We start from the raw sequence: 19,600 nt of genomic DNA on the forward strand, positions 1-19,600 counted from the left end.
TCATCTTCTGTCATGGATTGCGTCCGCAAAGTGAGGTTGCGGACGCAATCGTGAGCCTTCTTAACAACGCAAGCTAGGTGTGCGAAATCGCGCGCTTACGAGCAAAACAAGGTCGTAGACGCCGTTTCCGAGCGCCAGTTCCCCCGCTCTTCCATCGTTCGCCCAGTCAACCGCGTGGCCGAGCACTCTCAATGCGTCAAGGACGCACTCGGCAATCATGCCATCGTCCTCTACAAGTAGTAGACGCATAGTCCGCCTCCTGGACTGTAAGATTGCCTTTGTACCTAGAAATCCAACGCTCGCCCCCACTTGGCGTAGACGTCCAAGCCGCGCTCTTTTGCGGTACAGACATTGCACAGTTTTAACTAACAGGCGATGCGTCGAAAGAAAGCCCTAAGTGAAGCAGTATTCACCCTCTCCGGAAGAGACCGCTCGCGAGCGTGAGACCAAGAGTTCGTTCCATCTCGATGCCCCCGTCCAAATCGGATTGCGTTCACGATATGTTGCGCCAGCCATGCTTAACGCATGCTTAACGGCACAAGACAAAGACGAGATGGCGAGTTCAAGACCGACTACTCCGGTCGGCCGCCCAGAAAACCCCGCGGACAAATCTTTGCGGGAGTCGTAGAAGCGCAACCGCGGCATCTCCGTCTTCGAATCCTCAGAATGAAGCTCAACAGCACTATTTTGCTCCCGCTGGAGACCTGTCCTCCAGTACGTAGCCCATCCCGCGGACGGTATGCACCAACTTCTTTTCGAAAGGTGAATCAATCTTCGTTCTTAGCCTTCGGATTGCGACGTCCACCAGATTCGTGTCGCTGTCGAAGTTAATATCCCAAATTTGCGACGTAATAAACGTCCGGGTCAACACCTCTCCCTGCCGGTCCGCAAACAATTGAAGGAGTGTAAATTCTTGCGCCGTAAGGTCAATACGAACACCGCCACGCCTCACCCGCCTGTTGACAAGTTCAATCTCCAAGTCGGCTATGAAAAGAAAATCCCGCGTGTTACGTGGTGCCCGGCGTAGCAACGAGCGAATGCGAGCCAGCAACTCCACGTACGCGAAAGGCTTCGGGAGAAAGTCGTCGGCTCCTAGTTCGAAGCCCTTCACCTTGTTGTCGACCCCGTCACGCGCCGACAGCAACAGAACCGGCGTTTGCTTCTGCTCACGGAGGCGCTTCAAAACCTCGAAGCCGTCAATCTCTGGGAGCATCACGTCAAGAAGAATAAGGTCAAATTCCTCGTGTAACGCCAGAAACAATCCGTGACGTCCGTTGTCGGCTGTGTCGACTTTGAAGCTAGCCTCAGTCAGCCCTTTACGAAGGTAAGAACTCATCTTCTGCTCGTGTTCGATGATTAGGATGCGCATACGGTATAGCTTGGTCCTTCAACCAACGTCCGCGGGCGGTTGCTCCAAAGTTACGCCGCCTCGAATAATGGTTATCAACTCAGGGCTGCAAAACGTGCGGCCTCAATTTCGGCGTTCGCAACCGTAACAACGTTTCTCGTTGGGCATTGTCGCGTTGGAGGAAGTGCTCAACCGTTCTCCATTTATCGGGGTGGACAGTCTGGCGGCTTCACGTGTAGATTTTGACAGGGGAAGTCTTGCCTTAAGTGAGGGCTCGAACCGAATCGTGCGATGCTTTCCGGGTGTGAATCATCTTGCTTTGAAACTCCGCTACATGCGGCGAGCAAGTTGCTTGCTAACGCCGCTCCCAGTGCTATCCTCGCGCCGAAGACAATTGATTTCACTCTTGACCTCGCCTGTGCCCAGTGCCAGTTTGATGACTGTACCAGCCAATCGACGGGCCAGTTGACGCTCACTTACCTTGCCCGAACCGTTGACGACCTGCATAACGTTCCTTGTTCATCTCGATGAGACGTTCGCTCGACGGATAGTCGCTTCTGCTCGTCGGAAGGAGTCCGTCTCGTTGGGCCTGAATCAGTTCCTCGACGACCTGCTGTCGGGTCTTTCCAACGGGCATGGCGGAATTGGAAGCCGGCGCTTGCCAGGCGGAAGCAGGTTGTTGTCCGGTTGAAGTAGCGGTCGCCCCCGTTGCCTGCTGTTGAGGGAAGTTGTGTAAAGAGTCTGCGAGTGCAAGTGTAGAGGCAGCGCTAAAAGAAAAGGCGATAGCCAAGTGATGCAGTTTCATAAGGACCTCGTTGGTTAAAGCTACGCCGGTGAGTCGGCATGCAACGGGAACCATTCTGAAGAGTGGCGTCTGAACTGACCGTGACGGCTGGATGACCATTCAGTCACTCAACTTCCAGACGCCAAGCCCGATGCAGTCGCAATTCTCTCCACTGCACCTCAAGGAATCGCTAGTCCGAGACGCGAACGCTTGCCGCCAACGGTAAGAGCGACCATTAGCTTTGCCGAAGTTTAATACTCCACCAAGTACGGCGCCTAGCGGTTTGAGGTCCTCCAAGACGGCACAGAATACCCCTTGGCGACCCCGTTTATTTTTCCGGCCGACAGACGAAACCTAGAGCTCTGAGGCGATAGCCTCAATGGGCTTAATGCCGCTTCCGAAACGCGCAATGTTTTCTCGATGTTCTCTCAACGCACTGTATCGAATGTACCTAATGCCCAATTTAGCCACCAGGGAGAATGCCGGTCTTCGAAGCTGACTACGCACGTCAGACTCGCGACTATCAGGGGGGACAAGGTACAGGTGCCGATGAATAGTGTCCGCGGAGCCCAATGCCAAGTCGAGCAACCGCACGATTCCGGAGTAGATTGACGTTGAGTGCTCGACTTCGAAGGCTGCAACAACAGAGCCTTCGTCATTCAACCAGATGACGTCGATGAGCGGCACCGTCTCCCCTCCCGCGATAGAAAGCGAAAGTGGTAACTGAACCAGGCATCCATCGGCGAGCTTCCCATCACGGTACGGTCGGGACCTATCATTTGTCGCAATCCAGACCTTATATCCGAATGAGTGTCCAAGGTCTCGAAGCCATCCCTGAACCTGCGTGTGCGTTGCGTCCTCTTGCCTGCTCGCTTCAAGTTGCTTCGCCTGACTCGCAGACTGCGCGCGCACCTCTTCGAGGTCTATTCGCCACGCGTCACGGGAGGCCGCGCCGTCACCCGATGGTGGAAGCGGGTACCGCCCACTCCCAACATCAAACAGGAAACCGGCTACTGCACCGAGGTCGTTCGACAGCTGCGTCCGGTGGGTCGCGTTAAATGCGGCGGGCGACGAAGTGTTTTCTGCTTCAGTCGCCGCCACTGTGGTACCCACGCGGGCTTGCCGGCCTGGTCCGCAGCGGCCTGTCGCCGTCAAAGGGTTGATAGTCGACAACGCCGAATTTTTGCTCCAGGAGCTCGCGCATCTCGTCAACGCCGGCAGTCTGAGCGTGCCACATCTCTGTGCAGAGACGAACCAGCGCAACGTGACGCCTATCCGCTCCTGTGATACAACCGTTCAACGGTTCAAACAATTCGTAATGGTGGCGCGCGAAAACCTCAAGATAAGCATGGTCAAACGTCCTTCCCGACTGCGCGTGTTCCAAAATTCCAATAGCCGGCTGCTGCTCCGGACGAACCTTTGGTTGATAGTTGACTCCATACCACTCTGTTAGAAACTGTTCTAACTGCAGAATCTGCTCTCTCTGCGTACGATTCTCCATGCGAGCGTTGGATTTAACTTCCGCCATCGAAGCTTTGGACCGCGTCGCAGGATACGCCGGCGTGGGAGAGGTGCCTTCGTTAGGTGAAAGGTCGCCCGTACGACGGGTATCTGTACCGGCCGCTAATTCAGTCATTCTCAAGGCCGAATAATGATGGTCGATTATCTGCTCCATAAGTGCTATTTCGAAGTTGGCAGTGAGTCCCCTGCCCTGCTCTGCTGCAACCGCCGTCGTGCTCGCGGGGAACCCAAAGGCCAACATGGCGACTGTCGTTAGAATAGTTTTCGAGAGGCGCAGCCATGACCATTGGCTCTTCAACGTGGTTCCGGGCGCGCGTGCGAAATTTCCATCAACTCTGGGCGTTTGAATCATCGCATCCTCCGGCATATGAATAATCGGGCTCGCGCATACTTGACACCATGTCCGAGACGCGAGTTAACGCGCCTTGAGCGCGCGGTGCGGACCACGCAATCGAGATTCCTCCGACTCCTTAGATGACAGCCGCGTAGCCGGCAAGACGTTTGGGGAAAATGCGCTTCAACGGGCGTAGCTTAACAGCGTAGCTTGCAGGCCGAGAGCGCATTACACAGGTAGCAAAAATGACTGGAAGATGACTAAGATGTAACCCCGGAGCCATTTTTGATTTCACTTGGGGACCTCCGAGCGTTTGAACAACCACTGCCGACTTGCAAGAACATGGGCTACGTGTTCAAGCACGTCGTGCATCTTAGTCAGCTCTAGATAGCAACGCTTCTCGCGCTCTAGGAAGACGTGCGTCGGTCGACTTTGCCGTGCGGAGACTTCCGGCCGGGCTGTTAATTTCTGAAGGTTCGCTGCAGCGCGGCCCTAGGTAGCCGGCCAGTTCCATGTTAATAGTTCCTTGACCTTCCTTCGGTGGGAAGGTCGATACTACTGTCACAAACATCACCGGATGAGGGAAGCATGGAATTTCAAGTTGAAGACATGAGCTGCGGAGGCTGTGCGAAAAGCATCACCAATGCAGTCAAGCAAGTCGACCCCGCCGCGTCAGTGGAGGTCGATATCGCAAAGAAGACGGTAAGAGTGTCTTCCCCGGTATCGTCCGAGGATGTGCTCAGTGCAATAAATGCGGCTGGGTACAGCCCGGTATTGAAGAGTTGATTGCTGTCGAGTTCGGTGACAGCCGGGCGACCCGTCAAGATGTCGGAAACCGTTGGCAGACGAGCCGCTGCGATGCTCAAGCAAGGGTAGTTTCTTGCGCGGCTGCGCCATTGAGGCAGCGTGCCTGCGTTCTAACCGGCGCAAACCTAGGCGCTGAGGATGTCTACGCAGAGCCTGGCGGGTGTCGAAACTACGCCGGTGTGTACGCGGACACTGGTACCTACCCCTCACTTGAATGTCAATACCAGAGCCGCACACCGACAACGAGTTCCTTGTCCGTCACTGGCTCACCATCACGACGCGAGAAATCCGCGGTACGGCCGAAGCGCCGTCCCCAGACAAATCCGACGTACGGGGCTATCTCCCGTCGCACTTCGAAACGGAGCCGCAATCCGAGCTTGATATCGGATATACCGCTGCCGATTTCACGCTCCGGGTCCGACTTCCCATAGATGTTCATTTCAGCTTCGGGCGTCAAGAAAAGCTTCTGCGAAAGCAGAAAGTCGTAGGACGTTTTCAGCTGCAAGGCGGTTCGGCCAGACGTCCCGATATAGCCAGTCGCCTGTACATTGAAGAAGTATGGCGCGAGGCCCTCGACGCCGATAGCAGCCCAATCACGGGTCGGACCGTTGCCGAAGTCATGGCGCCACCCGGCTTGTGCGTTCCAATAGGTCGAGTACGCATGGGATATCAGCGCTTCAACGCGTGCGTCGTCTGTTTTGCCGTACAGCCGCTCGCCAGAGCTTTTTAACCATAACCTATTGATATCGCCGCCAACCCAAGCCTCCCCATCCCACGCCCATCCTTGTCCACCTGCTGCCTTAACGTACTCCAACTGATTGAGAAGAATTTGATGGTAGACGTCGTCATCCGCCATATCCATTCCGGGCATAGGTATGCCTTGATTCCGGTTCTCCATCGGAATTTTAGGCTCGGCAACTCTGATAATGTGATTGGGACCGTCGGACGGACCGCCCTGTTGAATTTGGGAACCGCTAGAATCGAAACCGGTGGAGTGACCGGTATGGCCCTGTTCGCCACGCTCAGAGCGTCCACGGGACGTGCCTGCAGGCTGGTCACTCGGCATCTCCATGTGCCCCATTCCTTTCATTCCGGGCATGTCATTCATCTCGGACCGGCCCTCCGTTTGCGGAGGCTGGCCGTGATGCCCGGAGGCATCTGGCGCGTTTCGTGGCATGTCCATGTTGCCCATGCCCTTCATCTCGGACATATCTTCAATTGTCGAAACATCACTGGCTGCAATAGCCGATTGGGAGGCTATGCACAGGGCAATCCACGCCGACGTGATAGCGAAGATTGGTACGCTTCGAGCGAAGCGAGCGGGAAATTGATTTGAATTCATGCGACAACCACTTTGCGGAACATTCCCGCTTCCATGTGGTACAGAAGGTGACAGTGAAATGCCCACTGTCCGGGAGCGTCTGCTGTAATTAGATAGCTCACCCGTTTCGTTGGCTGGACATTCACGGTGTGCTTTCGAACGAGGAACCTGCCGCTTTCGTCCTCCAGTTCCTGAAACATGCCGTGGAGGTGAATCGGATGATTCATCATCGTGTCGTTGATGAGTGTAATCCTTAACCGCTCGCCGTAAATGAAAGCAATAGGCTCCGCCTCAGAGAACTTCTTGCCGTCAAATCCCCAAATGAAGCGCTCCATGTTCCCAGTAAGGCGCAACGTTATTTCGCGGGTAGGTGGTCTATTGTCCAGTGGGCCACCGACGGTGTGCAGGTCCGCATACGTAAGCACCTTCCGCCCATTTCCGCGCAACCGTGGCCCAGCGTCACTTAATGAGCGCGAAACCTTCATGGGTCGCATGTCAACTTCGGGTCCCGTCCGGAGCGCCATCTCGCCCCTGTCGCCACCATCGCCCACATCGTCCATGCCGGCCATGCCTTTTCCGCCGAGTTTCCCCTTCATGCCCTCCGTATGGTCCATGCCCTTCATGTCGCCCATGTCCTTCATGTCGCCCATGTCCTTCATGTCGTTCATGTCGTTCATGTCGTTCATGTCGCCCATGTCGTTCATGTCACCCATGCCGCCCATTCCCATGTCATCCATGCTCAGCCAGGTCTTTGGGTCCATGGGCGGAATGGCGGCTTTCATGCCAACTCGCGGTGCGAGAGTGGCGCGGGCGTACCCACTTCGGTCCATTGATTGACAAAAAATCGTGTAGGGCCTGTCGTCGGGCATCTCCACTACTACGTCGTAGGTCTCCGCCACAGCAATCCGAAACTCGTCAACCGATACGGGCTCGACCTCTTGACCATCCGCCGACACAACCGTCATCTTCATGCCGGGAATGCGAATATCGAAAAAGGTTTCGGACGACCCGTTGATAAAACGGAGCCTTACTTTTTCGCCTGCGCGCGCAACACCCGTCCAGTTGCCCGCAGGCGTAACACCGTTCACGAGGTATGTATAAGTGGCTCCCGAGACATCATGAAAGTCGGTCGGATTCATTCGCATCTCGTTCCACATCTGCCGCTTTTTTAACGCGCCCTTTAGCCCCATTTGTCGCACGTCATGAAAAAACTGCGGCGTCGTCGGCATCTGGTAGTTGTAGTAATCGCTGGACACTTTCAGCTTCTCCATGATTCGCTCAGGATTCTCATCGGTCCAATCGCTGAGCATCACAACGTAGTCACGGTCCGTATGTATGCTTTCGCCGGTGGCAGGTTCGATAACCAGTGCGCCGTATAGCCCCGTTTGTTCCTGAAACCGGCTGTGACTGTGATACCAGTAGGTTCCCGCCTGCCTCACTAGGAAGTTGTAGGTGAAAGTCTCGCCAGGCTGAATACCAGGAAAACTGATGCCGGGGACACCGTCCATTCGGAATGGGACGAGGATGCCGTGCCAATGGATGGAGGTCGGCACAGCGAGTCGATTCGTCACGCGCATTGTGACTTCACTGCCTTGCTTCCATTTTAGAATCGGAGCAGGAATCGACCCGTTGACTGACGTGGTGGGACGTGTTCGGCCGGTGTAATCAACAGGCGTGGAGTCGATTGTTAAATCGAATTGCGTCCCAGTGAGCTCCGCCGGTCCGGTTTCTATACTGGCAGCACGCGAAACAAAAGACCACCCGCCGAGGCCGGCAATAATACCGCCCGATGCGAGTCCCTGTACGAATCGACGTCGGCTACCGGCGTTTACCGCAATGTCCATTTGCTGCTTTACCGTGCTCACGACAAGCCCTCACAGAGCTGATTAAGGTTTAGCGCGCGCCAGTCGAATATGACGACCAACTGGCGTCGCCTCTAACATGTATGAACAGCCGCCCGTCGATGGGCACGTCCGAGCGTTTGCTCAAACGCGAATGACATTCTGGCTAAACGCGTCGCCGCGCTTAGCCAGTGATATCGCATTCTTCCCGCGCGGTCCTGCCGACCTTGGGTGCGAGATTAACTGCACACTGCTCTCGTTGGAAAGTGAAAAAGCACTATAAAGTCCAACATGGCAAGTAAATGACCAAACGGTAATGCCCTTGCAATCAACGAGTCATTTGCAAGCGCTTCCGAGAGTTGAGGTGACGCGGGACGCCGTGCCCGAGGTCGCTACAAGCTAGTTCAGGAGGAACTGCCGGTAACCGAAAACAATCTGCGAGTCGAACATGTGTCGACTGAAGAAGCTTCCGTCGTGCAGCGCGCGCTGTGGAACCGCCAAGGGCTACGGCATGACCGTCGTTCATTATGGTCCAAAGCCGCTTGCGCTCAGGGGCACCGGGTCAACTCGGTGTAGCGGTTCCCTTGCCGTCGCCCGGAGAGCCCATGTTTTACATGCCGAGGTTCTTGTCTCGATTCATCTTCGTAGGTTTAGGATGCTTTTATGAAAGCTCCTGATTTAGGGCGGATAGCGAAGCGAAGGACGGCAGTGGAAGAACAAACGAGCACGACCAACTCGGTCTAATAGCGAGCTGAAATTCCGCTGCGACGCGAAATTGCATCTCCGACATCGATGGACGTTTCCGCCCAGTACGTCGTCGTGCGATGCCATGTTCACGGAGCGTTGGCGTGAGTAGTTGCGGCGCGATTGCCGAACCGGGACAGGCCGAGAGACGGTAACCTGGAATACCGCTTGCGGAGCTTCTCTGTAATCTGCATTCTCCTCCTAGACCTTTACCGGCGCGACGCGCCCTGACTCGCGGCCAACTCGAGACCACATACAGCACGGGGTGCGCTTTGATTTGGCGAGAATTGTCAATGAACAAACTGCGCACACTAACTGCAACGTTGATATTCATTGCGGCAATCGCCGGTCTGGTCGCCTACGCGACGGTGATTTTCTTGACGAGCGATTGATTGCTTTGCGTCGAAATGGCATGGGAAATTTGGCGCACAGCTCACGAACACTCGAGATAGCTGGTAGCTTTAACGGCCCCACTTCGGCGACCTTCGCAACGCCTTTCGATAGTCTCTAGACAGAAAATCTTATCGTTTGGGTGAGGAAGGGGCGCGGTAACGCGCGGCTCGGCTAAATTTGCGATGAAGACGCTCGGAGAAGGAACGACCGTGCGGTCGACTCGTCGGACCAAGCAAAACCAATATAGTAATTGCTTACACGCGCCAGTTGTCGCGCATCAGTGCATGTGGCGATGATGGATGTCGGGAAAGTGCGGATGCACATGCGTGATGGGTTCGTGCCGGTGTGGATGGGTATGCGGTTCCCGCTCGTCCCACGCAAAGTCGTGCGTGTGCTGGTGGTGTACATCGTGTCGGTGTCGATGATTGTGTTCGAGAACCTCGTGCGTGTGAGCATGTTCGTGCCTCTCGCGGATGTGAAGCCAAACTCCTACGGCCATCAGGACAGACGCTGTCCAGAACAGAAACGAAGGGACTTCGGGCCACAGCACGAGCGATAACGCGACACCGAAAATGGGCGCACCTGAGAAATACGCGCCGGTTCTCGCCGTGCCCAGGTTCCGAAGCGCAACAACAAAAAGGACAAGGCTGACGCCATAACCAGCGAAGCCCGTCACCATGGCAGCCGCCATGGTGACGACGCTTGGCGGGCGCGCACCTAGTAAAAGCGCAACGAAGAGGTTGACCGCACCCGCGACGAGCCCTTTCATGCAGGCAATTACCATCGCGTCGTTAGTTGATACCTTTCGCGTCAAGTTGTTGTCAACGGCCCACGCCACGCACGCTGCGACGACGAGAAGCGCGCCTGTCGATAGCCCAGCGGCCCCGGGGTGCCAAGACAGGGCGACGCCACCTGCCACTATAGCGACCATCCCAAAGAATATCTGAAGGTCGACGTTCTCTCGGAAAATTACCCACGCAATGACTGCTGTGAAGACACCTTCGAGATTGAGAAGAAGAGAGCTCGTTGCCGCGGGCGTCGTGCTGAGGCCCAACATCAGCAACGACGGTCCTGCGATACCACCGGCCGCAATGGCACCAACCAGCCACGGCACCTCCGAGAGTTGAATCCGACTCACTTGTTGACTCTCCCGATGAGAGCGCCGCAGACGCCGAACAAGCAGTGCAGCGGCGAGCCCCAGCCCGCTACCGAGGTAGAACAAACCAGCGACCATGAACGCCGAGAGGTTACCCAGCAACGTCTTAGCGAGTGGAGTGGTTGCACCAAAAAGCGCGGCTGCGAGAAGCGCTGTGAAGGCGGCGTTATGACGTACGAGCATAGGCTACGGGCTTTTAAAAAAAGCTAAAACGGAAAAAATCTTGTATTGACATCTTACGCAAAATGCTTGGCTTTCGGAAAAGCCGCCTATACCCCTCCCCCCTATCAGGTTATGCGATGAAGTATACACTCGCGTTGGAATCGGAGAAACAATGGCACACACCATCAAGGATAAGCAGAAGCTTTTGAACAGGGTTCGCCGTATCAAGGGACAAGTAGAAGCCATTGAGCGAGCGCTCGCCGAAGAGTACGGATGCTCAGACGTTCTGCAACGGATTACGAGTTGTCGGGGGGCGATGAACGGACTATTGGCCGTCGTGCTAGAAGACCACATCAGGAACCACCTCGTTGATGTCGATAACGGCGAAAACCCCCACGGCAGCGCGGCGGACCAGTTAATCGAAGTTGTTCACAGCTATTTCAAGTAGAGTAAAAATGAATGATGAGAAAAACACCGCATTCTGCGCGGGCCATGACCACATCTTTCTCGGCGCAGCCCATGAGCAAAACGAACGCAAGACATGGGCGGTGATTGCACTATGCTCTGCAATGATGGTCCTCGAGATTGTCGGCGGTACGTTGTTTGGGTCGCTTGCGCTCGTTGCCGATGGTCTGCATATGTCCACACATGCCGGCGCAATGCTCATCGCCGCCCTTGCCTACACATACGCTCGAAAACATGCGACCGATTCGCGCTTCGTGTTCGGAACGGGCAAGCTTGGCGACCTTGCAGGATTCTCTAGCGCAATCGTTCTAGCCATGATTGCTTTGCTCATAGGCTATGAGGCTGTTGCACGCTTTATCTCCCCCATCCCGATTCATTTCAGGGAGGCAATTCCCATTGCGGTGCTCGGCTTAGCGGTCAATCTCGCGAGCGTCTGGCTCCTGCGCGGGAACCATCACGGGCATGGGCATGGGCATGAACATGAACACGACCAATCCAGTGACCACCCGCTTGATGCGGCAAACCATGGGGGAGACGCACAACTTATAGCCACCAAGTTCGGCCATCAGACCTTGAGTATCTTTGAACATGGCATTCCTCCGGTTTTTAGAATTACGCCGGCAGGAGACGCGCTGAAACTTCCGACGTCATGTCTGTCTGTCGACACGGTCCGCCCGGGCGGCTCCGTACAAAAATTCGACTTCGTTGACCAAGGTGATTTCCTCGAATCGACCGCCAGCATTTCGGAGCCGCACGAGTTCAAGGCTATAGTCAGGTTGGCAGGTGAAAATCATGAGGTCGATTTCGCGGAGCATAGTCACGCGCATGCGATGCGCACTAGCTCCGTTCATCGCGACCACAATATACGTTCGGCGTATGTTCACGTGATTGCAGATGCTGCCGTCTCGGTCCTGGCAATCGTCGGGCTACTCCTCGCCTGGACGTTCGGGTGGAACTGGATGGACCCGCTTGCGGGCATCATTGGCGCTCTGGTCATTGCAAATTGGGCATACGGACTTATGAGGGACACGGGACCTATTCTTTTGGACGTCAATACTGATGAACGAACTACGCAAACGGTGCGCAGCGCAATTGAGGACCGAGGCGACAAGGTACTCGACCTGCACGTCTGGCGTGTGGGCCCCGGCCACATGAGTGCAGTCCTCTCAGTTGCCACGGACTGCCCGGCTCGGAGCGCGGTGTTCTACCATGGCGTTCTGCAGAACGTCGCGTCACTATCGCACGTCACCGTTGAGGTTCGGCGGGCAGGTAACTAGCCACCGGACCCGGCCCGGGCAACGACCATACGGTCCGATTTCCGTCCATCGTGGGAAGGTTGTCAATAGCGCTGGCGACCTCGACATACTTATCCACAGATTCTGTTAAAGAAGTTCCTGAAAAACCTGCAATCACGCCAAATCGAGCGATTGGAGGCTTCGCTCAGATTGCACGGCAAGAGTAGCGTCTCGACCCGGCCGGCGGAGCAATCTGCGCTGGGCATGAATCAGGTCCTAAAATGCGTTCTAGCATTGGCCACGGCTCGAAGCTCAGAAATTTGTCTTCGCGGCAGACTCTGATTTCTCCGCGGCAACCGCGCGCCCTCGCGCAGGGGCACTAAATACCGTTAATGCTGGCGTCTGCGAGACCTAGCGGGCGCGACCCGCGGACCGTCACGTGCAGCCGTTCGGGCACGCCCGGAAACTCGAACGGCAGCAGTTAAAGTATTGACGCGGTGCGACTGCCGAACTAAGCGTTCGGACTGACCGCCTCGTTCGACACCTTCTTCGTCTTCGCTAGCAGCCTGCGCCGAATCAAATTTCTCATCGGATTGACCAACCTCTCTTGAAAGTACACTGCAACAAATACCGTCCCGACCAGGTAAAGCGGATAAGTCGCCATGCTAGGTATCACTTCCTTTGAGGCGGAGACGCAAGATGCGAAATTTGTTGCGCACCACACGGGCGACTCCCCTATGGAAAACAGTTTCACCACTTTGATAAGCACCATAAAGAGAGGTACGTGGATAGCGAAGATTGACAGTGCAGAGTTTCCGAGAGTAACGGATATCCGTTCAAACGGCGTCGGCACAGTTACCCGAGCGCATAGCACGATTAGCGCTACCTCCGCCGGCATAAGCGCTCCATTGTGAACCAGATAACGCGCGTAGAGCGGGCCGACGCTTATCACCCGAGACGCCAAGGCAAAGCAAACACCGACGAACAGCAGCCCAACAGTTCTTTGGACTCGTGTTGCATATATCCATTCCAGTTTACCTTCTTTGAACAGGCCGTACAGGACGATGCCACCGAAGAACTCGGGCAACCTAAGCAGTGGGTTACGGGTCACAATTCCCACAGCAAGCGGACCGTACCACTTCATCACACTCGCGAGCACAGGCGGAACGAGATAAAGAACCCATAGCGCGATAAGAATCCACCCCTTGTTGCGGGCCGGAAGCAATCGAGACGCAGCGAACGGGAAGATGACATAGAAGGACAACAACGTCGACAATGACCACGACGGAGGGTTTACCGACCCGAAGAGCGGATTCCACACCTGCAGCATCAATAGATTCAGGGCGAAGTTGAACGCTGTCCCTGCCGACCCAAGGACGACCATATTCTTTGGACCGTCTTCCAGTGTCATGAGGGCAAACTGATTCAGTGCTCGTGTGCTGGACAACGAAACAATCATCAGCAGCGCGAGTGCGATGAGGTGTATAGGGTACAGATTCGAAAGGCGTTTAACAAAGAACGCCCAGGTGCCGCCGCGCAGTTCGGTCGATTGACCGAAATAAACGTGGCTCAGTATGAAGCCCGACAAAAGGAAAAAGCTGCTCGTTGCAAACCCGCCCAGGCCGGCCAAATCAATAAACGGGATAGCGACGTTCTGGGGATACTCGTGAATCGAGTGAAATATCATCAAGTAAAACGCCAGCGCAAACCGCAACAGGTCGAGCCCGATAAATTTCTTTTTCACGCTACCTCTGCAAATAACGTCGTTGGTCGGCTAGGCCAGCCGCGGCCGGGCTCCGTTGAAGCCCGCTGAGAGCCCTGAACGTACAACGTGGTCAACTCGCTTCACGTTCGGAAGGACACAAAGCGCCGGTTTTCGAAAGAGGCAAGGCGAATATGCGGACCCATTCAGATAGAACTGGGTTTGCTCAATTGGCGAGTTCTCCAAGAATTCTTTTCCCGGGTTCCGGCCAGCAACCATTGAATCATTGCACGACTCATTTGGACGGCCAAGAAAGATGACATTTCGATGTCGAAGATGTCATCCGCTCGCCATCTGGTTCCCGGACTGCCGCGTTACGGGACGTCTTGAGCTTCGTTCTTTTGACAGTTCGGTTTTCGAGACAAATACGTGAAGGCGGTCACTCTCCGCCCCAAGATGTCAGAAAGATTGCTGAATGGTCATTCCCGGGCCACGCCCGATTCAGCGGCCGTTATGCAAAATAGCGACCGCTAGTGCTCCTTCGAAAGCGCCGGCGTGGCAAGACGACTAAAGGAGCACGTTGTGCTGCTCAAGCGATTGATTGCCGGCGCCCTACGGACACCAGGCTTGACAAGATGGGAACGCAGCCACTTACAGTCTGCGATGAGCAACGTAGAACGCTTTATCCAGCGCGCGAACTATGGCGTCGCGAACGGATTCATGACGTTTCGGCGATTCCAAACAACAGGAGGGGCACCATGGCGGAATCTCTTTGCGGCATAGATTTGAACCAAGCACGGCGTAGCGGGTCGACTATCAAAATCGAACTCGACGATGGAGAGACCGTCGAAGGGCGTATCGTGTCCTTTGACCACTGGCACTTGCTTGTTCAATTGGAAGAGTTCCCCTGTGTCGTCCTTATTGCGGCGATTGCCCGGATGGAGCAAGTGCGCGCATCGTAGCGGAACAACGAAGGCGAAGCTATTGCCTTTAGCACGGACATTGCCGCGAACGCCATGGCAGGCGGAAAGAGAGCGTTCCGTACTCCCCCTGCAATGAAGATGTTTCTGCTGATGAGGCGCAGATATATACAGTGAAGATTGACCCTCCGTCAAAGGCCGTCTCTGTGACCATGAACGTCTTTGCGGAGCGCCCACATTACTGACGGCGCACATGACGTAAAGACAAGCACTGGCGCGGGGCTCTTTCTTGCGACGACGTCGATGGCGCATATGAGTTATAGAGACGGCCGGAATCGCCACGCACAGCTGCTGTGTCGGCCTCTTACCTGTCGTGAATGACGGCGGCGACGCACGGCGCCGAAGCGGGCGACATCGGCCGGCGGAATCCAACCCCGAAGAACGCGCGTGCGCGCACCGGAGACGATGCGTGGAGATTCGACCCTAAAGTAAATCGTTCGCTTGCCGATAACTCCTGGTTAGACGGAAGGTCTTTTGAATTCAGGCTGCGTTTGCGGCGTCGGCATCACAAGGGTGCTACGCAGGTGGTGTACTGCCTCTCGGAACGGGCAAGTTGAATGGAGAACCGATGGATATTAGTCTATCTAGGGGCTTGGCGAGCCGGTTCATGAGGGAGCATCTTGAGAGTTTGGTCCGCTCGTTGCACCAGATGAACCGCCTCACCCTTTCTGCTCCAAAATGTGGGTTTTCGAAGCGCACGCAGTGGAAGAATTGGGCGACGCGAGTACGTGACGCCCTTGCGAAGTCAGTGATTTCTGACGTTGAGCAGGGAAGCGCTCGGAAGAGGTTGAGAGTTATGCATTTCCTGGGCGGCCCGAACTCGAACCCGCTTACTCAATGGCAGGAAGAAGCCATCCCAGTGCAGGTGCTCGCCACGGCTTATCCGAACGGCATCATTCCACTTCTGCTTCCGATTAGATGCTTGCTTGGCAAGCACGCGATTGCGCGCCTCATTCAGCGAAGTGGTCACTTCGACGCGCGTGACGTACGAAATATCGACTTCTGCGCGCTTAACTCAGAAATCGCGCCGTTGACGTCGTGGTCGGCGGTTTGGACGATATTGTTAGCCGAGGCACTGCGTTCGCCCGGTTTGCAGAGAAGCGAACTGATGGTGCCAATCCCAACGCAGAGCGGCGTCTTTATGGCGACCATATGCTCCGACCATCCCCTACTAAACGTACGCACATTTTTATGCGACCAACAGTTGTCCGAGCGCCAGCTCGCGCTGAAAGACAGGCTGGTCCGAGCGATGAGTGCAGACGAGCATGCACTCATCGAGTGCTGTGCGCCAGAACTGCAAGTTCCTGATGCGAGTTTCGCCCTGTCAATGGTGCTTTCGCGTGTTGCGCGCATCTCGCAGGATTGGCTCGGGCCGTTGATGACTCGCATCGCATGTCGAGACGACAGGCGGAAACTCGCGACGTCTATCGCGGCCACACTCGCCGTCTTCACCCTCGACGACTCGATGCACACCCTATATGAGCGGGTTGGCCTTTCTGCAGTGTCGGCTGCGCTAAGAAAGCCCGACGCCAATGCCGCATTGATGCGCCTCCTCGCAAGTGAGGCAAAGAAAATGCGGCCGACATTGAACCCGCATATAGAAGTGGAGGCATGAATGTCACGACCGCTTGTCTTGGGAGGCTGGCTTCGTGGACGGTGCCTCTGCGAATTCATCAGAGTCCGCAACAACGTCTTCCTGAGTAGGCGCCTCTAGCTCTACAAGTTGCGAGCGCGCCTGCTCCCAAAATTCGTCTGCGCGCCCTTCTGGGCTGCCTGCCTCGAGCCAGAGTTCATATGCACAAGAACGGATGTCGTCGTCGGAGCCTGTGGTCATACGATGCCTCAATTTTCGTCTGCGATTTAACCGCTAGTCGCGCCACAATGGTGCGCCTTCCCGGAAGTCACCCCCGAGCATACAGCGGCAGAAAGGGGTGCTTGCTCCGGGGAGCGCCGGTACTCGACGGGCGCTCGTCCCCAATCGCGACTGGCGAGGGACATAGAGGAACGTCTGCCCTGGCCGTCGTGAGCGCGAGCATCTTCGTAAAGTCATTTGCGGCACGCACGCGCGCAGTGAGGTTCAACGCTCCGCCCAATCGAAATGCCTTGTCGACAGTCTTCAATAACGACGTGTGGTCGTACAGAGTGTGGTCAATGGTACCCGGTGGAACATGCGGCGAGATGACAAGGGCTGGCACCCGCACTCCCAAACGGTCAAAGGAAAAGTTGTGCTCTTTCAGTCGTGGGTTCTCTTGTGCGCCCGGCGGCACCGCCGGCGGGGAGCGAACATGGTCGAAGAAGCCCCCGTGCTCATCGAACGTAATAAGGAACAGACTGTTCGGCCAGAACTTCGAAGCACTAATTGCATCATACAGGGACTTGACCAGTGCTTCTCCGCGACGAACGTCGCCAGCCGGGTGCATCGAGTTTCCATTTCTGAAGTCATTCAGGGCGTCATACTCCGGCTCGATGAAAATGAACCGCTCAAGCAGTGAGCCGTCGGACACCTGAGCGATGAAGTTCTCCATCGTCGAGAACCGGCTCCGTTGATTTTGCATGCCGTAGATGCAGCGCGTCTGTGCCACATCGCCCCGCACGATAAGCCAGTCCGACGGCGGCAGTTTCGAGAAAACAGTGCCGTTCGCAAAAGTGAAGATGGGCTCATTCAAGGCTACAGCCTCAAGAACCTGCGCGCTGCTTGGTGTATGGTCCAGCCCGGACGACGTCCCGGCGACGGCAAAGAAGCGATTAGGCCACGTCGGCCCGGGGACTGACGCAAACCAGTTGTCGCACACGCCGAACTGAGAGGCGAGAAAGGTTAGGACCGGCAATTGGTCGGGAGTGAAGGCGCTGAAGGCGTCGGCGATGATGCCGTTCACGTCTTCGTACGTCGCCGCAAAGCCCGTCTTGGACCAATCTGGCGCCAATGGTGGATATCCGCCCGCGCCTAAAACAAGGGTGTCCTTCTGGACGGCGGACGTGCTTGCCACCGCCGGCCCGCACAGTTGGACGCATGAATCGGTGAATTCGTGCCCTGGGTCGAAATTGAGAAAATACGGAGACCCTTCTCTCAGTCGATAGACCGTACCGCCGCGACCGACATTAGTGACGGCCTTAACTAGCAGCCCGTTAGCGGATGTCGGCGTTCCGTCTGGAGACTGCCCGGAAAGATTCGCAAGGCCGAACACGCTGTCGAACGAGCGGTTTTCCAGCATCAGGACAAAGATGTGAGTTATCGCGCACATATCACTTGGATGCCGGCACGTCGCTTCACCGCCGCGCGCTAAATCGCGGAAGCCTTGGAAAACATTTTACACTTTCGCGCGATTCCCACCGCTTCGTTCACCAAGAACGATGCGGTCTGCCGATTGCGCTCTTATACAAATTTGGGTGTGACATGGACGTGGCGGCAGGTTCGCATCGATGTCCCGGCCTGTAATCGATTTTGAGGAAGAAGAGAGGTTACATGCCGACCGTGCATTTCCTCGACCAAGAATTGGCACATATCGAGGGCATGGTTCGTCACCCGCTTGTTGGCGACTGCGCAGATGGACCACTCGACGGCTGTCGTTAGTCCGCCTTATTCGCGACGACGTATCGAAGGCGTTCTGGACTTCTCAAGCGGTGAACTAGAACTTCTGGAGGTGCGTCCGCGCTGATGCGTGCTGTCGACCAATTCCCTGACAACGAGTTACGGTGATGCGCGACGGGACTTGCATGCCAGAGGACCGAGAGCGCGGTAAGCGGAACCAAGGCGGCGGCCCCCTTGGAATATAAACGTGGCTTCAACCTGTCCCGGCGACGCTACCTTGCGGGCCGCCGGTGAAGCAGACGCGGCTCTTCAAGGTCTGGCGACAACGTCGCTTCAAAATCAGCCAATGCAACCGGCTTCAGTAGGTAGCCGTCGAAGCACCGGGGGTCGTTCCGCTGGACAACGTCGGCGTTCCCGGTAATGGCTATGATTGTTGCGTCGCGTGACGGTCCTTCACTGCGGATGCGGTCACAGACATCGCACCCGTCCGCGTCGGGCAGTCCGATGTCCAAGAAAATCCGGTCGAACGGCTGTACGGCCGTAAGCGCGAGACATTCAGCCCCATCGTGCGCAATAGCAGCGGTATGACCAATGCCGACTGCGATGTCTGCAAGTATTTCGGCACAAGCGCGTGAGTCGTCGACAAAGAGTAAATGCATAGCAACGCAGCTTTAAGTGGCCTCAGTTGCGGCCTCCGACTTCGGAGGGAGTGCTTCCGGCGGGTCGCAATCCAGCACATGGTCACTCCGTCAGCGTAGAGCTTACCGAGCAGAAAACCAAGAGCGGAAAGTCCGACGGGCTCTAAGCATGCGCCGCCTGCGACCTCCGAACGTGGACAAATGGCCGCGCGGCGGCGGCGGGACAGGCCTTTGATTTTATCTTTTGTGCGATAAGGGAACTGCGATGCGCAAAGCGCTAGCCGACGACGCGCACGCGGGACTTATCGAGAACTTGTCGTGCGGCTGCCGCCATGCAAGAACGCTTGCCAGTCCGTGCGGCCGTGGGCGGACGCCGCACTCGGCTTCGCAAGGTGTCTCACCTTAGGACGTGAGACCGGGCGATTGAGTGCTGCATGAAAAGCGATGCCGCCTTCACCGACCTTAATGCGCTACACCACTCCCGTAAGCGGGATAGACGGTCAACCCGCGGCTTCGCGCCTGATTTGTTCATCACGGAACCTAGACAAGATATCTCGCGCATCGTCGTTTCTGTCCGGGATTTGGGAGCGAGGACAGCCGTTAAGTAAACGCCGAATGAAACCGGACGGATATAGAAGCT

General features: G+C 56.0%; 15 protein-coding genes and 1 pseudogene. 5 read left to right on the plus strand and 11 right to left on the minus strand.

Annotated features, from left to right (window positions below):
- Positions 1-682: 682 nt before the first annotated feature.
- From QCE48_RS11055 to QCE48_RS11070, 4 genes and pseudogenes are all read right to left on the minus strand, one after another.
- The gene (locus tag QCE48_RS11055) at positions 683-1,369 is read right to left on the minus strand and encodes a heavy metal response regulator transcription factor (protein ID WP_309787804.1); all 687 of its coding nucleotides are present in this window, start codon (positions 1,367-1,369) and stop codon (positions 683-685) included.
- 451 nt (positions 1,370-1,820) lie between these two features.
- Positions 1,821-2,153, minus strand: coding sequence for a DUF4148 domain-containing protein (locus QCE48_RS11060; protein ID WP_309787803.1), 333 nt, complete (start codon positions 2,151-2,153; stop codon positions 1,821-1,823).
- Between the two features lie 333 nt (positions 2,154-2,486).
- A pseudogene (locus tag QCE48_RS11065) lies at positions 2,487-3,194 on the minus strand (type II restriction endonuclease); the annotation flags it as partial.
- Positions 3,195-3,219: 25 nt separating this feature from the next.
- Positions 3,220-4,005: a DUF305 domain-containing protein gene (locus tag QCE48_RS11070; protein ID WP_309787802.1), complete on the minus strand. Its 786-nt coding sequence runs from the start codon at positions 4,003-4,005 to the stop codon at positions 3,220-3,222.
- A 570-nt stretch (positions 4,006-4,575) separates the two neighbouring features.
- On the opposite strand from QCE48_RS11070, the gene QCE48_RS11075 reads away from it, so the two are divergent.
- Positions 4,576-4,773 carry a heavy-metal-associated domain-containing protein gene (locus QCE48_RS11075; RefSeq protein WP_309787801.1) on the plus strand — a complete coding sequence of 66 codons (198 nt, stop codon included), beginning with the start codon at positions 4,576-4,578 and terminating at the stop codon, positions 4,771-4,773.
- A 238-nt stretch (positions 4,774-5,011) separates the two neighbouring features.
- Here the strand turns inward: QCE48_RS11075 and QCE48_RS11080 are convergent, their stop codons facing one another.
- The 3 genes from QCE48_RS11080 to QCE48_RS11090 all read right to left on the minus strand — a co-directional run bounded on the left by QCE48_RS11080 (position 5,012) and on the right by QCE48_RS11090 (position 10,432).
- A complete protein-coding gene (locus tag QCE48_RS11080) occupies positions 5,012-6,136 on the minus strand; it encodes a copper resistance protein B (protein WP_309787800.1) in 1,125 nt (374 codons plus the stop codon).
- On the minus strand, positions 6,133-7,959 hold the full coding sequence (locus tag QCE48_RS11085) for a copper resistance system multicopper oxidase (RefSeq protein ID WP_309788350.1): 1,827 nt from the start codon (positions 7,957-7,959) through the stop codon (positions 6,133-6,135). Before QCE48_RS11085 ends, QCE48_RS11080 begins: the two co-directional genes overlap by 4 nt.
- Positions 7,960-9,370: 1,411 nt before the next feature.
- Entirely contained in the window at positions 9,371-10,432 is a 1,062-nt protein-coding gene (locus QCE48_RS11090; protein WP_309787799.1) for a DMT family transporter, read from the minus strand.
- A gap of 151 nt (positions 10,433-10,583) precedes the next feature.
- On the opposite strand from QCE48_RS11090, the gene QCE48_RS11095 reads away from it, so the two are divergent.
- Positions 10,584-10,859: a metal/formaldehyde-sensitive transcriptional repressor gene (locus QCE48_RS11095; protein ID WP_309787798.1), complete on the plus strand. Its 276-nt coding sequence runs from the start codon at positions 10,584-10,586 to the stop codon at positions 10,857-10,859.
- Between the two features lie 7 nt (positions 10,860-10,866).
- Entirely contained in the window at positions 10,867-12,153 is a 1,287-nt protein-coding gene (gene dmeF, locus QCE48_RS11100; RefSeq protein ID WP_309787797.1) for a CDF family Co(II)/Ni(II) efflux transporter DmeF, read from the plus strand.
- A gap of 469 nt (positions 12,154-12,622) precedes the next feature.
- On the opposite strand, the gene QCE48_RS11105 is transcribed toward dmeF, so the two are convergent.
- The gene (locus QCE48_RS11105) at positions 12,623-13,855 is read right to left on the minus strand and encodes an acyltransferase (RefSeq protein ID WP_309787796.1); all 1,233 of its coding nucleotides are present in this window, start codon (positions 13,853-13,855) and stop codon (positions 12,623-12,625) included.
- A 716-nt stretch (positions 13,856-14,571) separates the two neighbouring features.
- On the opposite strand from QCE48_RS11105, the gene QCE48_RS11110 reads away from it, so the two are divergent.
- Together QCE48_RS11110 and QCE48_RS11115 are read left to right on the plus strand one after the other, a co-directional pair.
- On the plus strand, positions 14,572-14,775 hold the full coding sequence (locus QCE48_RS11110) for a hypothetical protein (protein WP_309787795.1): 204 nt from the start codon (positions 14,572-14,574) through the stop codon (positions 14,773-14,775).
- Between the two features lie 814 nt (positions 14,776-15,589).
- Complete coding sequence (locus tag QCE48_RS11115) at positions 15,590-16,408, plus strand: hypothetical protein (protein WP_309787794.1); 819 nt, start codon at positions 15,590-15,592, stop codon at positions 16,406-16,408.
- A gap of 3 nt (positions 16,409-16,411) precedes the next feature.
- On the opposite strand, the gene QCE48_RS11120 is transcribed toward QCE48_RS11115, so the two are convergent.
- The 3 genes from QCE48_RS11120 to QCE48_RS11130 all read right to left on the minus strand — a co-directional run bounded on the left by QCE48_RS11120 (position 16,412) and on the right by QCE48_RS11130 (position 18,981).
- Positions 16,412-16,627, minus strand: a complete 216-nt coding sequence (locus QCE48_RS11120) for a DUF2934 domain-containing protein (protein ID WP_309787793.1) — start codon at positions 16,625-16,627, stop codon at positions 16,412-16,414.
- A 67-nt stretch (positions 16,628-16,694) separates the two neighbouring features.
- Positions 16,695-18,035 carry an alkaline phosphatase family protein gene (locus tag QCE48_RS11125; RefSeq protein WP_309787792.1) on the minus strand — a complete coding sequence of 447 codons (1,341 nt, stop codon included), beginning with the start codon at positions 18,033-18,035 and terminating at the stop codon, positions 16,695-16,697.
- A 559-nt stretch (positions 18,036-18,594) separates the two neighbouring features.
- On the minus strand, positions 18,595-18,981 hold the full coding sequence (locus QCE48_RS11130; RefSeq protein WP_309787791.1) for a response regulator: 387 nt from the start codon (positions 18,979-18,981) through the stop codon (positions 18,595-18,597).
- Positions 18,982-19,600 lie beyond the last annotated feature (619 nt).

Source organism: Caballeronia sp. LZ024, assembly GCF_031451455.1.
In the GTDB taxonomy this organism is placed as follows: domain Bacteria; phylum Pseudomonadota; class Gammaproteobacteria; order Burkholderiales; family Burkholderiaceae; genus Caballeronia; species Caballeronia telluris.